General features: G+C 72.8%; 13 protein-coding genes. 7 read left to right on the top strand and 6 right to left on the bottom strand.

Annotated elements, in window-relative coordinates:
* The first annotated feature begins 134 nt into the window (after window positions 1–134).
* Entirely contained in the window at window positions 135–2,096 is a 1,962-nt protein-coding gene (locus QSK00_RS11015; protein WP_285590439.1) for an HNH endonuclease signature motif containing protein, read from the top strand.
* On the opposite strand, the gene QSK00_RS11010 is transcribed toward QSK00_RS11015, so the two are convergent.
* Entirely contained in the window at window positions 2,050–2,430 is a 381-nt protein-coding gene (locus QSK00_RS11010) for a cupin domain-containing protein (protein ID WP_285590437.1), read from the bottom strand. The genes QSK00_RS11015 and QSK00_RS11010 overlap by 47 nt on opposite strands.
* Before the next feature lie 169 nt (window positions 2,431–2,599).
* On the opposite strand from QSK00_RS11010, the gene QSK00_RS11005 reads away from it, so the two are divergent.
* On the top strand, window positions 2,600–3,934 hold the full coding sequence (locus QSK00_RS11005; RefSeq protein WP_285590436.1) for an aldo/keto reductase: 1,335 nt from the start codon (window positions 2,600–2,602) through the stop codon (window positions 3,932–3,934).
* Window positions 3,935–4,237: 303 nt separating this feature from the next.
* On the opposite strand, the gene QSK00_RS11000 is transcribed toward QSK00_RS11005, so the two are convergent.
* From QSK00_RS11000 to QSK00_RS10990, 3 genes are read right to left on the bottom strand one after another with little or no spacing between them, the layout of a single operon-like run.
* On the bottom strand, window positions 4,238–4,579 hold the full coding sequence (locus tag QSK00_RS11000) for a hypothetical protein (RefSeq protein WP_285590435.1): 342 nt from the start codon (window positions 4,577–4,579) through the stop codon (window positions 4,238–4,240).
* A gap of 48 nt (window positions 4,580–4,627) precedes the next feature.
* Entirely contained in the window at window positions 4,628–5,407 is a 780-nt protein-coding gene (locus QSK00_RS10995) for a crotonase/enoyl-CoA hydratase family protein (protein ID WP_285590433.1), read from the bottom strand.
* On the bottom strand, window positions 5,400–6,590 hold the full coding sequence (locus QSK00_RS10990) for a TIGR03617 family F420-dependent LLM class oxidoreductase (protein WP_285590430.1): 1,191 nt from the start codon (window positions 6,588–6,590) through the stop codon (window positions 5,400–5,402). Before QSK00_RS10990 ends, QSK00_RS10995 begins: the two co-directional genes overlap by 8 nt.
* A 126-nt stretch (window positions 6,591–6,716) precedes the next feature.
* Between QSK00_RS10990 and kynA the strand changes: the two genes are divergently transcribed.
* Window positions 6,717–7,556 carry a tryptophan 2,3-dioxygenase gene (gene kynA / locus QSK00_RS10985; protein ID WP_285590428.1) on the top strand — a complete coding sequence of 280 codons (840 nt, stop codon included), beginning with the start codon at window positions 6,717–6,719 and terminating at the stop codon, window positions 7,554–7,556.
* Here kynA and QSK00_RS10980 read toward each other — a convergent pair.
* Entirely contained in the window at window positions 7,553–9,052 is a 1,500-nt protein-coding gene (locus tag QSK00_RS10980; protein WP_285590426.1) for an amino acid permease, read from the bottom strand. The two genes, kynA and QSK00_RS10980, sit on opposite strands and share 4 nt — an antisense overlap.
* Before the next feature lie 239 nt (window positions 9,053–9,291).
* On the opposite strand from QSK00_RS10980, the gene QSK00_RS10975 reads away from it, so the two are divergent.
* Entirely contained in the window at window positions 9,292–9,468 is a 177-nt protein-coding gene (locus tag QSK00_RS10975; protein WP_285590425.1) for a YegP family protein, read from the top strand.
* A gap of 136 nt (window positions 9,469–9,604) precedes the next feature.
* Window positions 9,605–11,077 (top strand): aldehyde dehydrogenase, encoded by a 1,473-nt coding sequence (locus tag QSK00_RS10970; RefSeq protein WP_285590423.1) that lies wholly within the window; start codon window positions 9,605–9,607, stop codon window positions 11,075–11,077.
* Here QSK00_RS10970 and QSK00_RS10965 read toward each other — a convergent pair.
* The gene (locus QSK00_RS10965; protein WP_285590422.1) at window positions 11,064–11,414 is read right to left on the bottom strand and encodes a hypothetical protein; all 351 of its coding nucleotides are present in this window, start codon (window positions 11,412–11,414) and stop codon (window positions 11,064–11,066) included. The two genes, QSK00_RS10970 and QSK00_RS10965, sit on opposite strands and share 14 nt — an antisense overlap.
* 30 nt (window positions 11,415–11,444) lie before the next feature.
* Here QSK00_RS10965 and QSK00_RS10960 point away from each other — a divergent pair, with 30 nt between their 5' ends.
* Both QSK00_RS10960 and QSK00_RS10955 read left to right on the top strand, forming a co-directional pair.
* Window positions 11,445–13,397, top strand: a complete 1,953-nt coding sequence (locus QSK00_RS10960) for an aconitate hydratase (protein ID WP_285590421.1) — start codon at window positions 11,445–11,447, stop codon at window positions 13,395–13,397.
* 39 nt (window positions 13,398–13,436) lie between these two features.
* Complete coding sequence (locus QSK00_RS10955) at window positions 13,437–14,231, top strand: DUF1684 domain-containing protein (protein ID WP_285590418.1); 795 nt, start codon at window positions 13,437–13,439, stop codon at window positions 14,229–14,231.
* Window positions 14,232–14,237 lie beyond the last annotated feature (6 nt).

Here is a 14,237-nt window from a genome sequence, read left to right as displayed (position 1 = left end):
CGGTCAGGGCGGACTCCTCGTCCCGACAGTGAGGCGCATAGGCCGTCGAGTGGCGTGTCTGGCGCAGGGCCCGGTCCGGAAGTTGCTCCATCTGCCGCTTGATCTTCTCGAACATGTGTTCGATGATGAGTTGTATGGCGATCGAGGCAGGGTGGGACCCCGACATGGGGTTACCGCTGCCTGCGCCACCGTCGTGGGACGAGGACCCTGACGAGCCCGCGTTCGAGCCGCTCGATGGCGACGAACTCGCCTGGCTCGAGTACCTCGACCGCGTCGTCCCGGTCGGCGAGCAGTGCCCGTGGGACGACGAGCCCGAGGAGCTGGTTGCACCCGAACCGGGTTGGGCGGTCCCGGGAGTGTCGGACGAGGCGCCGCCCGAGGAGGGCCTGTCGGCGCAGTCGCTGGCCGAGCTCGCGGAGTTGTCCGACGCCGTCCGAGCCCAACGGCTGGCCGGGGCGCGGGTGTACCGGGCGTTCACCGCGGTCCGCGCGGGGAACGTGCTGGCCGAGTCCGGGTACCGCAAGTTCGCGCCGCTGCTCGAGGACCACGTGCGCCTCGACCGGGTCGCGGTGGTGCGGCTGGATCGGCACGCGGAGGCGTTGCACGACACGGTCACTCCCACCGGCGCGACGACGCCTGCTTCGCTGCCCGCGACCTCAGCCGCGGTGGAGGACGGGGTGGTCGATTCCGATCATGTCGAGGTCATCGACAAGGTCATGACCCGGCTGCGAAAGGTTTCCGGGTTGGACGACGCCGTACTCACCGTGGCCGAGGAGCAGCTCGCCGCGCTGGCCGCGACGCATTCCCCGAAGCGGTTGTATGCGGCGGCCCAGGTGATCGCGGATCGGCTCGACCCGGACGGGGCCGCCCCGAAGGACGACGATCCGGCGGGGAACGAGTTGCACTACGCGACGCGGCGCAACGGGAATCTGCACGCGAAGCTGGTGCTGCGCGACCCGGCCGCGGCGGCGTTGTTCGACGACGCGATCCGCGCCGCCACCCCGCCCCCGGCCTCGGCGGCGGTGGCCGACCCCGACCTCGAGCCCGGTCAGGTAGTGCGGGACGAGGCCCGTGACACCAAACCCGCCCGGGAAGCCTGCGGGATGCTCGACCTGATCTCGGCGTCGCACCGGGCGGGGTTGGATCACACCGACGACGAGCAGGCCCCGGGCAGCCCCACCGCCTCCATGCCGCTCCCGGACCTCGACGACCCCGACACCAGCCGCGGCGACACCGACGTCGACGAACCCCTCCCCGGCAACAGCACCACGCATCGGGCCACCGACCGCGAGGCCACCGACCGCGAGGCCACCGACCGCGAGGCCACCGACCGCGAGGCCACCGACCGCGAGGCCACCGACCGCGAGGCCACCGACCGCGAGGCCACCGACCCCGAGGCCACCGACCCCGAGGCCACCGACCCCGAGGCCACCGACTACGAGCGGCCGCCCTTCGGTGCCGGGGCACCCGACCCGGACCCACCCGAGGATCCCGGCGACCAGCCTCCGCCGCACCGGCCGTGGACTCCACCGGATCCGGCGGCGATGACCCTGCCCGGGCGGGAACGGGTCACCCTCACCGTCACCCTGAACTACGAGACGCTGCGCCAACAACTCACCGACACCAGCACCGCGCTCGCACTACTCGGGGACTCCACCTGGATCCGCCCCGAGACCGCGCGCCGGTTGGCGTGCGACGCCGACGTCATCCCGATCGTCCTCGGCTCGAAGGGTGAGGTCCTCGACGTCGGCCGCAAAACCCGGGCCATCCCCACCGCCACCGGCCGCGCCGTCACCGTCCGGGATCGGCACTGCGCGTTCCCCGGCTGCCGCCGCCGCGCCCGCACCGCCCAAATCCACCACATCCAGCATTGGGCCCACGACGGCGAGACCGAGCCGGACAACCTGGTGTGTCTGTGCCGGTATCACCACGACCTGGTCCACCACAGCGGCTGGGACGTGATCATGGTCGATCACCTGCCCTGGTTCCGACCACCGGCCTGGCTCGACCCCACCCGCACCCTCAGACACAACCGACCCTGGCAGCTCGTCAGGCCGTCGGGTGGAGATGGTGGATGTCGAAGGGCTTGTTCGTGACGAACAGGAAGGTGCAGTCCTCGTCGTCGGTGGCGCCGTGCTCCATCGACCCACCCTCCGGGAACCACACGAAGCTGCCCGGGCCGTAGGTGCCCTGATGTGTCCGCAGCGTCCCGGAGAGCACGTAGATGCCGTGTCCGCAGGGGTGCGTGTGCCACGGGTTCGTGAAGCCGGCCCGGTAGACCATCTTGACCATCATCATGCCGGTCTCGGGGTCGTCGACGAGCGGGACGTGCTCGAGCACGGCGTCGATCGCGGGCACCGGGAAGTCCTGCCACTCCGCGGTGGTGGTGTCGGTGACGACGAGCTCGACGGGCTCGGGTGCGGCGGTCATGGGCGAGGAGCTTCCGCCGCCGTCGTGACGGGGCGATGTCGTCCGGAGGGCGGGTAGATCACGCCGCGCCGGCGAACCCACTGCCGACCAGCGGGCGCCACGTGCGCGCCAAGTCCCCGGGTCGACGCTCGGCCGCACACCGTCACCTCGCTCGACCTGGGAGTTCCCCGTGCGCTACACGACCTTCGGCCGCAGGACCGGACTGCAGATCTCCCGGATCGCGCTCGGCACCGGCAACCTCGGGACCCGGTGGGGACACGGCACCGAGCCCGACGAGGCCCGGCGGATCCTCGACCGGTTCGTCGAGGCCGGCGGCACGGTCATCGACACCGCGAACGTCTATCAGGGCGGGCAGTCCGAGGAGCTGGTCGGGGACTTCGTGAGGTCGGTGCGGGACGACGTGGTGCTCGCCTCGAAGTTCGGCTTCGGCCCCGACCCCGCCCGACCGTCGTCAGCGAAGGGCAACGGGCTCGCGAGCATGCGCTCAGCCGTGGAGGGCGGCCTGCGGCGCCTCGGCACGGACCGCCTCGACGTGCTCTGGGTCCACCGCCCGGACGGGCTGACCCCGATCGACGAGGTGCTGCGCGGTCCGTCGGGTCTGGTCGACGCGGGCAAGGTCCTGCACATCGGCTTCTCGAACTTCCCGGCGTGGCGGGTGGCCCGAGCCTCGTTGCTGGCGGACGTCCGGGGGCGGGCGCCGGTCGCCGGGATCCAGACCGAGTACAGCCTCGTCGAGCGCGGTGCCGATCGGGAACTGGTCCCCATGGCCGAGGCGCTGGGCCTGGGCGTGGCGATGTGGTCCCCGCTCGGCGGCGGGCTGCTCACGGGCACGTACCGCCACGATGCCTTCGGACGGGCCTCGGAACTCGGGATGCTGGTGCACGCCGAGTCCTCGGCCCGGACGACCGCGGTGCTGGACGCCGTGATCCGGCTCGCCGGTGACCTCGACGCCACCCCGGCGCAGGTGGCGACGGCGTGGCTCCTCGAACGTTGCCGGCGTCTCGTCACGCCGGCGTTCCCGGTCGTGGGCCCGCGCTCCCTCGCGCACCTCGACGACTACCTGGCCGCGCTGACCCTCACGGTGACCCCGGCGCAGTTCGACGAGCTCGACCGGCTCAGCGCGCCCGAGCCGGGGAGCCCGCACGACGGGAACCTGGCGTCACTGGACGCGGTCCGGGGCGGTCGGCGCGACCGGCTCGACGTCCCCGTCGTGCCCCCGTGGCCTGATCACGCCACGACGGGCAGCCCGGCGGCCTCGATCCGTGCGCGGGTGCGGGCGACCGCGCCCCGGGTCGCGCCCCGGCGCCGGCCACCGGTGTCGGTGCGGCCGTCGGAGGCGTCGATGGGGGCGGCGGCAGTGTCCGCGACGAGGGCGCACCACCAGAGCGTGTCCACGGTGGCGGAGTCCTCCGGCTCGAACGCGCTGAGGTCCACGCCGACCTGCTCCGCCTCGACGTCGGCGGCCAGCTGGTGCGCGACCAGCCCGAGCACCCGCGACGGGTAGCCACGGACGCGGAGGAATCGGGCAGCGTCCAGGGGCGGGAAGCGGGTGCGGACGGCGACGGGGGAGCGGCCGAGGTCGAGCAGGACCGCGGCGTGGATCAGCGGCTCGCGGTCCACCCCGGGCAGCTCCGCGAGCCGGATCGCCTCCCGGGCCGTGGCCTGCGTGTGGCGCCACCGCTCGGGGAGCGGGTCGGCCAGCAGGGTCTCGGCGAGCGCCCGCGACGCGGCGAAGGACGGCAGGTCCGGCGGCACGGAGGGCGACGCTAGCCCCGTCCGACGATCACCGCGACGCCGACGACCACCATCACCGCTCCCGCCGTCGGGCGATGCGCAGGTCGATGCGGACCAGGCCCGCGAACACCGTCATGGTCGCGGCCGCGCCGCCGACCCAGATGCCCCACCCGAGCGCGCCGGCCAGCAGCGCCTCGCCGCCCGTCAGCGCGAGGGCCCGGTAGGCCTCCCGGACGCCGAGGTAGAGCCATCCCCACCAGGCGAGGTAGGCCGGCACCTGGAGCAGCCCGTTCCGGAGCATGGGCCCGCTGGCCGGATCGGCGTTGGCCATGGCGAAGGCCGGGAGGGCGGCCAGGCACACGAAGCCCCCGAGGACGACGAGCACCATCACGTTCACCCGCAGCAACTCGGTCACGACGCCGACCCTCGCGGCCCGGCCGCGCCGCGGGGAGCGGGAGACTACTCAGCGGCCGGTCCACCGTGGGGCACGCTTCTCGGCGAACGCCCGCGGCCCCTCCTTCGCGTCCTCGCTCGCGAAGATCCGCTTTCGGACCTCGGCGTTGGCGGCCCAGGCGTCGTCGCCGAGCTCGTCCTGGTGGGCGGCGGCGATCATGAGGCCCTTGGACTCGCGGACGGCGACGGGCGCGTTCGCGGCGATCGTCGCCGCCATCGCCCGGGCGGCCTCGAGCGCGGTCCCGGCCGGCGCGACCCGGTTCGCGAGCCCGAGCTCGTAGGCCCGGGCAGCCGTGATCGGCGCGCCGGTCATCGCGATCTCGAGTGCGACCGCCCGTGGAATGCGCTGCGGCAGCCGGATCAGCCCGCCCGCGGCCGCGACGAGCCCGCGAGTGACCTCGGGCAGCCCGAGCTGGGCGCTCTCGTCGACGACGGCGAGGTCGCAGGCGAGCATGAGCTCGCAGCCGCCCCCGAAGGCCAGGCCGTTGACGGCGGCGATCATCGGCGTGGCCACGGCCTGCCGGGCGAACCCGCCGAAGCCCCACTCCGGGTGGTCGGCGTCGGAGAGCGTGTCGCCCTGGGCCACCGCCTTGAGGTCGGCTCCGGCGCTGAAGGCGCGGCCGGTGCCGGTCACGACGATCACCCGCACCGCCTCGTCGTCGTCCGCGGCCCGCAGCGCCCGCCCGAGCGCCGTCGCGACCGAGGAGTTGATCGCGTTCAGCGCCTTCGGGCGGTCGAGGGTGATGACGGTGATGCCGTCCTCGTGCTCGACCCGGACCTCGTCAGACATCGGCAGATCCCTTCCCGTCGGCAGCGGTCGGGCGCTGCGCTCCGTCTCCCGTGATCGCGGCGCGCGCCGCCGCGTCGTCGGCACCCTGCACCACCGTCGCGAGGGTGCGCAGCGTGTCCCGGTCGGTGTCGTCCCGCACCGCGATCGAGAACTCGACGTCGGTCACCACCGACGCGTACCGGTCGAGCAGGCGCCGACCGATCTCGTCGTGCCGCCCGATCACCACGAACCGCTCCAGGGTCTCGTCGTCGATCATCGCCGGCAGGTCCTCCCACCGCTGCGCCTTGGAGAGCTCCTTCGCCGCGTCGGCGAGGTCGGAGAGCCCGAGGTGGTCGAAGGCGGCGCGGTAGCCCGGCGTCGAGGCGTAGAACGCGATCCGGGCCCGGGCGTCCTCGACCTTGCGTGCGAGCTCCTCGTCGGTGCGCGCGGAGGCCACCAGCGGCTTCATGCACACGCGGAACCCGTCGAGGGACCGCCCGGACCGGGCCGCCCCACGACGGACCGCGGGCAGCATCACCTCGTCGATGTAGCTCGGGGTGCACACCGGGTGCGGGCGCATCCCGTCGGCGACCTCCCCGGCCACGGCGCACAGGCGGGGGTTCACCGCGGCGAGGTGGATCGGGACGTCCGGGTGCTCGATCGGGCCGGCGTCGAACAGCGGGACCATGAGGTCGAGCCGGTAGTGCTCACCGTGGAACGCCAGCGGCGTCCCGTGCTGCCAGGTCCGCCACACGGCGCGCACGGCCTGCACGTACTCCCGCATCCAGGGTGCCGGCGGGTGCCACTCCATGCCGTAGCGCCGCCGGATGTGCCCGCGCACCTGGGTGCCCAGGCCGAGGGTGAACCGCCCGCCGGAGAGCTTCTGCTGGGTCCAGGCCTGCAGGGCCGTCACCGTCGGGCTGCGCGGGAAGGCGATCGCGACGGCGGTCGTGGTCCGCAGCCGCTGCGTGGCCGCGGCCGCGAGGGCGAGGACGACGAACGGGTCGTCCTTCGTCTCCTCCACGGCGATCCCGCCGTACCCGATCTCCTCCAGGAACCGGGCGGTCTCCGCGACCGCGTGCAGGTCCAGCGGCGTCTCCGGGGCCCGCAGTCCGGGATCCACCTTGCCGAGCGGGAGCAGGGTCTCCAGGCGCACGCGGGCGAGCCTTCCCGACGCCGGGTCCTGGTGCACCCTGGGAGCCATGTCCGACGAGCAGGGTGGCGACCCCGTCTGCTGGGCCCACCTCCTGTGCCCCGCGTGCGGGGCCATGCCCGATCCGGAGGACCCGGCGTCGGGAACCTGTCCCCGGTGCGGCGAGGAGATCGAGCGATGACGACCGAGAACACGCGGGACCTCGAACAGGGGATCGTCCGGGACTTCACCGAGAACCTCTCGTACGGGCGCTACCTGCACCTCGACGAGCTGCTCGCCGCGCAGCACCCGCGCAGCGACCACCACGACGAGATGCTGTTCGTCATCCAGCACCAGACCTCGGAGCTCTGGCTGAAGCTCGCGCTGCACGAGCTCGCGACCGCGTGCGACGACCTCGCCCGCGACGACCTGCCGCTCGCGCTCAAGCGGCTGGCGCGCGTGAAGCACGTGCAGCGCCAGCTCATCGAGCAGTGGTCGGTGCTCGCCACCCTGACCCCGAGCGAGTACGGGGAGTTCCGCGGGTTCCTCGGCACGTCCTCGGGGTTCCAGAGCTACCAGTACCGCGCCGTGGAGTTCGTGCTCGGCAACAAGAACGCCGCGATGCTCGAGCTCTTCGCCGACGACCCGACCGCGCTGCGGGTGCTCACCGAGGCACTCGAGCGGCCCAGTCTCTACGACGAGTTCCTGCGCCTGCTCGCCCGGCGCGGCCACCCGGTGCCGGCGGAACTGCTGGAACGGGACGTGACGAGGGCGCACGTCGAGAACGCGGGCCTGGTGGAGGTGTTCCGCGGCATCTACGCCGATCCGGACCGCCACTGGGACCTCTACGAGACCTGCGAGGAGCTCGTCGACCTCGAGGAGAACGTGCAGTTCTGGCGGTTCCGCCACCTCAAGACGGTCGAGCGCACCATCGGGTTCCGCACCGGGACCGGCGGGTCGAGCGGGGCGGGCTTCCTCCGCCGGGCCCTGGAGCTGACGTTCTTCCCCGAGCTGTACGCGGTACGGACCGCCCTCTAGACGTCGTCCTCGCGGGGCGGCCGCTCGGCGACCACCGGGTAGTTCCCGGTGATCGCGTTGCGCTCCAGGGCCGCGACCCGGATGCGTTCCCGGAAGTAGTACCAGCCGCCGATCAGTGCCGGGACGATGATCACCAGGGTGGCCACCGTGTACGTGCCGATCGGGTAGTCGAACGCGGTCAGCACCAGCACCGCCAGGAGGAACGCCAGGGTCAACCAGCCGGTGACCGGCGCGCCGGGGAGCCGGAACGACGGTCGGTTCACGCGCCCCTGCTTCCACCAGGAGTACAGCCGGAGCTGGCAGAGCACGATCGTCGCCCAGGAGGCGATGATGCCGAGCGAGGCCATGTTGAGGACGATCTCGAACGCCTCGCCGGGCTCGAAGGCGTTGAGGACGACGCCGAGCAGCGTGATGCAGGCGGTGAGCACGATGCCGCCCCAGGGGACACCGTTGCCGTTCATGCGGGCGGTGAACCGCGGTGCGCTGCCGTTCATCGCCATCGAGCGCAGGATGCGGCCGGTCGAGTACAGGCCCGCGTTGAGGCTGGACAGCGCGGCGGTCAGGACGACGAGGTTCATGATCGAGCCCGAGCCGCCGACGCCGATGTGCGAGAAGAACGTGACGAACGGGCTCTCGCTCTTCGAGTAGTCGGTGTAGGGCAGCAGCAGCGCGAGCAGCACCAGCGAGCCCACGTAGAAGATCGCGATGCGGGCGATGACCGAGTTGATGGCCCGCGGCATGACCTTCTCGGGGTTCTCGGTCTCACCTGCTGCCGTGCCGACGAGCTCCACCGCGGCGTAGGCGAACACGACGCCGCTCACCACGATCACGAGCGGCAGGGCGCCGGTGGGCAGGAAGCCGCCCGTGTCGGCGACCATGCCGAACCCGGTCGGTCGCCCGTCGACCTCGAAGCGGCCGACCAGGAACACGGCCCCGACGATGATGAACAGGACCAGGGCGGCGACCTTGATGAGGGCGGCCCAGAACTCGATCTCGCCGAAGAGCTTCACCGAGATCAGGTTCATCGTCAGGACGACGAGGAGGGCGATCAGCGCGATCGTCCACTGCGGGATCGACTCGAAGGCCGTCCAGTAGTGCATGTACGTGGCGATCGCGGTGGTGTCGACGATCGAGGTCATCGCCCAGTTCAGGAAGTACAGCCACCCGGCGGCATAGGCGGCCTTCTCGCCGTAGAACTCCCGGGCGTAGGAGACGAACGAGCCCGAGGACGGTCGGTGCAGGACCAGCTCGCCCAGCGCCCGCAGGATGAGGAAGACGAACACCCCGCAGAAGGCGTACACGAGGAAGAGGCCGGGCCCGGCGCTGGCCAGCCGACCACCCGCGCCGAGGAAGAGCCCCGTCCCGATCGCCCCGCCGATCGCGATCATCTGGACCTGGCGGGGCTTGAGGGCCTTCTCGTACCCCTCCTCCTCGTGGGCGAGCGACGCGTCGTACTCGTCGGCGTTGGACGACGACGTGGCCGTCGGGCGTGCCATGGGTACCTCCCCGGTCGTGATCGGCAGCAACGCTAACCATCACGTATGCGCTTGCGGTCACCGGGCGTCACATCCGTGTGAAATCGCGGCGGGGCCCGCACGCGCCGCCTGACGCGGCTCCCGTGCCCCGACCCCGGCCGACGCGCCGCGTGTCGGGCTCTCGCGCTGACGCCCCGGGGACGCTAGCCTGCGCCGCTGACCAGCAGGTTCACACACAAGCCTGGTACGGGGAGGCCGTCATGGCGGGCAAGTTCGAGGTCTACGAGGACAAGTCGGGCAAGTTCCGGTTCCGGCTCAAGGCGAGCAACGGGCAGATCGTGGCGAGCGGCGAGGCCTACGAGACGAAGGCCGCGGCCAAGAAGGGCTGCGAGTCCGTGCAGAAGGCCGCCGACGGCGCGGCGGTCACCGAGGTCTGAGCGCGCGCGGTCCCGCGGGGCCGGCGACCCGTCCGATCGGAGGGTGGGTCGCCGGGCCCGCGTCGTGCTTCGGGCGACACCGTCGGTGGGTGCTGGCAGAGTCCCGGGGACCGTCACCGCCGACCCGGAGGCCCCCGTGAGCGAGCTGGAAACCCTGCGGATGCTGATCGGCGGCAAGCCCGTCGACGCGATCTCCGGGAAGACCTTCGAGTCGCAGAACCCCTACACCGGCGAGAGCTGGGCGGTCATCCCCGACGGGGACACCGACGACATCGACGCCGCGATCGCGGCCGCCCGCTCCGCCTTCGACGGCGAGTGGGGCTCGATGACGGCGTTCGCCCGCGCGGCCTGCCTGCGCAGGCTGGGCGACCTCATCACCGCGAACGCCGAGCGGCTCGCCCGCCTCGAGGTGAACGACTCCGGGAAGCTCTACCGCGAGATGCTGGGTCAGCTCAACGCGCTGGGCGGCTGGTACCACTACTACGCGGGCCTCGCGACGGCCATCGAGGGCGCGCAGCCCCCGTCGCCGAACCCGAACTACCTGGTCTACACCAAGCGCGAGCCGGTCGGCGTGGTCGCCTGCATCACGCCGTGGAACTCGCCGCTGCTGCTGATGAGCTGGAAGGTCGCGCCGGCGCTGGCCGCCGGGTGCACCGTGGTCGTCAAGCCCAGCGAGCACGCCCCGGGATCCACCCTCGGGTTCGCCGAGCTCATCGAGCAGGCGGGCATCCCGGCCGGCGTCGTCAACGTCGTCACCACCCTGCGCGGAGAGGTCGGCGGCCACCTCGCCGCCCACCCCGGCGTGGACAAGGTCGCCTTCACCGGCTCGACCGCCACCGGCATCAAGGTCGGGCACGCCGCGATGGACAACCTCAACCCGGTCACCCTCGAGCTGGGCGGCAAGTCGCCCCAGGTCGTGTTCCCCGACGCCGATCTGCAGGCCGCCGCGAACGGCCTCGTCGCGGGCGTCTTCGCCGCGACCGGGCAGACCTGCATGGCCGGCTCGCGCCTCGTCGTGCACGCCGACGTCCACGACGAGCTCGTGCGGCTCGTCGCCGAGCGCGCCGAGCAGATCAAGCTGGGCGATCCCTTCGGGGAGGAGACCGAGATGGGGCCGGTCGCGAACAAGCCGCAGTACGAGAAGGTGCTGGGCTACCTGGAGACGGCGCGGAACGAGGGCGCGACGATCCAGTACGGCGGGTCGGCCGAGGAGGCGCTCGGCGGCTACTTCGTGAAGCCCACGGTGCTGACGGTCAAGCCGAGCGACACGGTCTTCCGCGAGGAGGTCTTCGGGCCGGTCCTCTCGGCGGTGACGTTCACCGACGAGGAGGAGGCGATCAAGCTCGCCAACGACACGCCGTACGGCCTCGCCGGCGCGGTGTGGACCAAGGACGTGCACCGGGCGCACCGGGTGGCCGGCAAGATCCGCGCGGGCACGGTCTGGATCAACGCCTACCGGGCGGTCGCGCCGAGCGTGCCGTTCGGTGGCTACAAGATGTCGGGCCTCGGGCGCGAGAACGGCCACGCCGGGCTGGAGCCGTACCTGGAGACCAAGTCGGTCTGGGTCGAGCTCTCCGGCGGCACGCGCGACCCGTTCACGCTGGGCTGATCTCCGGACTGATCTGCACCTGCGGCTCCCGCCCCGGGATGAGGACGGTCAGCACGACGCCGAGCGTGCTGCCGTCCTCGTCCCACGCTGCGGTCCGCAGGACGAGCCGCCGGCCGTGGCGGACCTCCTCGATCGTGCCGGCGCCGGGGTAGGGCGGATCGAAGCGCACGCGGTGCAGCCCGGCGCGCGTGTCCACGTCGGTCGCGAGCGATGCCGCCGCGCGCAGCAGGGCGTCGTCGTCCAGGTCCCGGGGTAGCCCGGCGGGGCCGAGGACGCGGCTCAGGTGCAGTCGCAGCACGCCGACCACCACGAGGCGCCGGGCGGCGGGATCGACCATGTCGCGCAGTCTCACCGAGGAGGAGCGGTCGTGCCGGAGAACCTGATCAGGCGGATCCTCGCCGACCACCTCCGCGAGGGGGAGCTGACGCCGGGGCAGGAGATCGTGCTCGACGTCGACCAGGTCCTCATCGAGGACGCGACCGGCTCGATGTGCGCGCTGCAGTTCGAGGAGCTCGGCGTCGACCGCGTCGCCGTCTCGCCGTCGGTGATGTACGTCGACCACAACGTGCTGCAGATCGACGGCCGCAACATGGACGAGCACCGCTACCTGCAGACCTTCGCCGCCCGCTACGGCCTGCACTTCTCCCGCCCCGGCAACGGCATCTCGCACTACGTGCACCTGGAGCGCTTCGCCCGGCCCGGCGCGCTGCTGCTGGGGGCGGACTCGCACTCGACGATGTCCGGCGCGGTCGGGATGGTCGCCTTCGGCGCGGGCGGGCTCGACGTCGCCGTCGCGATGGCCGGGCACGGCGTCGCGACCGCCGCACCCGCCGTCGTGAACGTGGAGCTGCGGGGGGAGCTGCCGCCGTGGGTGGCGGCGAAGGACGTGATCCTGGAGCTGCTGCGCCGGCACGGGGTGCGCGGCGGGCAGGGGCGGGCCTACGAGTTCACCGGGCCGGGCGCGGCGACGCTGTCGGTGCTCGAGCGCGGATCGATCTGCAACATGATCACCGAGCTGGGCGCGCTGGCCGCGGTGTTCCCGGCCGACGAGCAGGTCCGGTCGTGGTTGCGCGCGCAGGAGCGCGAGGACGACTTCGCCGAGGTCGCCGCGGACGCCGACGCGACCTACGACGAGCACGAGGTGATCGAGCTCGGCGACCTCGAACCACTGATCGCGTGCCCCTCGTCGCCGGGGTCGGTGGTCCCGGTGCGGGAGGTGGCGGGCACGGAGGTGGTGCAGGTCTGCGTCGGGTCCTCGGTGAACTCGTCCTACGAGGACCTCGCGATCGTCGGCGCGGTGCTGCGCGACGAGATCGTCCACCCCGCGATCGAGATGACGGTGACGCCGGGCTCGCGGCAGATCCTCGACCGGGTGGCCCGGGGCGGCGTCTACGCCGACCTGGTCGCGGCCGGGGCGCGGATGCTCGAACCGGTCTGCGGGCCGTGCATCGGCGTGGGCCAGGCGCCCAGCGCGGGCAAGCCGTCGGTGCGCACGTTCAACCGCAACTTCCCCGGCCGGAGCGGCACCGCGGGCGACGAGGTCTACCTCTGCTCGCCGCCCACCGCCGCCGCGACCGCGTTGCACGGCGTCATCACCGACCCGCGCGACCTGGGCGAGGTGCCCTCGTTCGACCCGCCGTCGATGAACCCGCGCCGCGTCGACGACCAGATCCTCACGCCCCTTCCCGACGACGAGGCGGCGCAGGTCGAGGTGGTCCGCGGCCCGAACATCGTGTCGCCGCCCGCCGGGGCGCAGGTGCCCGACCGGCTCGCCGACCCGGTGCTCATCGTGGTCGGCGACGACGTCTCGACCGGCGACATGGCGCCCGACGGCATGGGCATGAGCGACTGGTCCAACATCCCCGAGTGCGCGCGGTCGATGTTCGCCCGCCAGGACCCGGGGTTCCACGACCGGGCGCTGGAGCGGGAGCACGGCGTTATCGTGGGCGGCCACAACTACGGGCAGGGGTCCTCGCGGGAGCAGGCGGCCCAGGCGGCGCTGGACCTCGGGGCTCGAGCCGTGGTGGCGGCGAGCTTCGCGCGCATCCACCGGGCCAACCTCATCGCGCAGGGGATCGTGCCGCTGGAGTTCGTCGACGCCGAGGACCACGGGCGCGCCGAGACCGACCAGACCTGGACCGTCGAGGGGCTGCGCGACGCCGTGGAGTCGGGCACCGAGGAGCTGACGGCCGCCACCGACGCCGGCGAAATCCGGCTGCGGCTGCGCCTCGCGCCCCGCGAACGGGCCACGCTCCTGGCGGGGGGCACGATCGCGCGGCTGCGGGGTGAGCGGGGCGAGCGGGGCGACGGGACGGCCTGAGCCAGGAATCGTCGTCGTCCGCCCGAGGTTGCACCCCGTATGACGAGCGTCGCGGAGGACCTGACCACGGACTGGCAGCGCTGGCACGACGAGCGCGAGGCGATGTTGCGCGAGCCGCACGGCTGGCTGTCCCTGACCGCCCTGGAGTGGTTGGACGACACGGCCCGCCCGATCGCCGACCTGCCCGGGACGTGGCGCGCGGCGGGCGACGGCACGGTGGAGATCACCGCCGCGGCCGCCGACGGGGTGGTGGTCGATGGGGCGACCGTCGACGGCACCGCCACGGTCACGCCGGTCGACGGGGCGCCGGGTGTGCTGGTCGGGGTCGGCGAGCGCGTCGTCGAGCTGGCGCGGCGCACGGACTCCTACGCGCTGCGGGTGCGCGACCCCGAGGCGCCGACCCGGCACGCGTTCACGGGTGTGCCGACCTTCCCGGTCGACGAGCGGTGGGTGGTCACCGGACGGTTCGAGGCCTACCCGGAGCCGCGGCGGATCACCGTCGGCGCCGTGGTCGACGGGCTGGCGCACTTCCCGACGGCGGTCGGCACCGTCACCTTCACCCTCGACGGCGCCGAGCAGCAGCTGATCGCGCTCGCGGGCAAGGGCGAGGGGCTGTCGCTGCACTTCCGGGACGCCACGAGCGGAGTGTCGACCTACGGCGGCGGCCGCATCCTGCGGACCGGTGACCCGGACGCCGACGGCACGGTCGTCGTCGATCTCAACCGCACCGTGAACCTGCCGTGCGCGCTCACCGCGTTCGCCACCTGCCCGCTGCCGCCGGCCGACAACGTCCTGCACGTGGCGGTCGAGGCGGGCGAGCGGAGCGACCGCTGACCGATC

This window comes from Actinomycetospora sp. NBRC 106378 (genome assembly GCF_030269685.1).
Taxonomy (GTDB): Bacteria; Actinomycetota; Actinomycetes; order Mycobacteriales; family Pseudonocardiaceae; genus Actinomycetospora.
Note: the sequence above shows the minus strand (reverse complement) of the source record. Positions and strands in the feature narration are given on the sequence as shown.

What these genes read in the sequence shown, in the direction of transcription:
- QSK00_RS11015 (WP_285590439.1), top strand. Translation starts at nt 135, where the DNA reads ATGGCGATCGAGGCAGGGTGGGACCCCGACATGGGGTTACCGCTGCCT.
- QSK00_RS11010 (WP_285590437.1), bottom strand. Translation starts at nt 2,430, where the DNA reads ATGACCGCCGCACCCGAGCCCGTCGAGCTCGTCGTCACCGACACCACC.
- QSK00_RS10995 (WP_285590433.1), bottom strand. Translation starts at nt 5,407, where the DNA reads ATGTCTGACGAGGTCCGGGTCGAGCACGAGGACGGCATCACCGTCATC.
- QSK00_RS10990 (WP_285590430.1), bottom strand. Translation starts at nt 6,590, where the DNA reads ATGGCTCCCAGGGTGCACCAGGACCCGGCGTCGGGAAGGCTCGCCCGC.
- kynA (WP_285590428.1), top strand. Translation starts at nt 6,717, where the DNA reads ATGACGACCGAGAACACGCGGGACCTCGAACAGGGGATCGTCCGGGAC.
- QSK00_RS10980 (WP_285590426.1), bottom strand. Translation starts at nt 9,052, where the DNA reads ATGGCACGCCCGACGGCCACGTCGTCGTCCAACGCCGACGAGTACGAC.
- QSK00_RS10975 (WP_285590425.1), top strand. Translation starts at nt 9,292, where the DNA reads ATGGCGGGCAAGTTCGAGGTCTACGAGGACAAGTCGGGCAAGTTCCGG.
- QSK00_RS10965 (WP_285590422.1), bottom strand. Translation starts at nt 11,414, where the DNA reads ATGGTCGATCCCGCCGCCCGGCGCCTCGTGGTGGTCGGCGTGCTGCGA.
- QSK00_RS10955 (WP_285590418.1), top strand. Translation starts at nt 13,437, where the DNA reads ATGACGAGCGTCGCGGAGGACCTGACCACGGACTGGCAGCGCTGGCAC.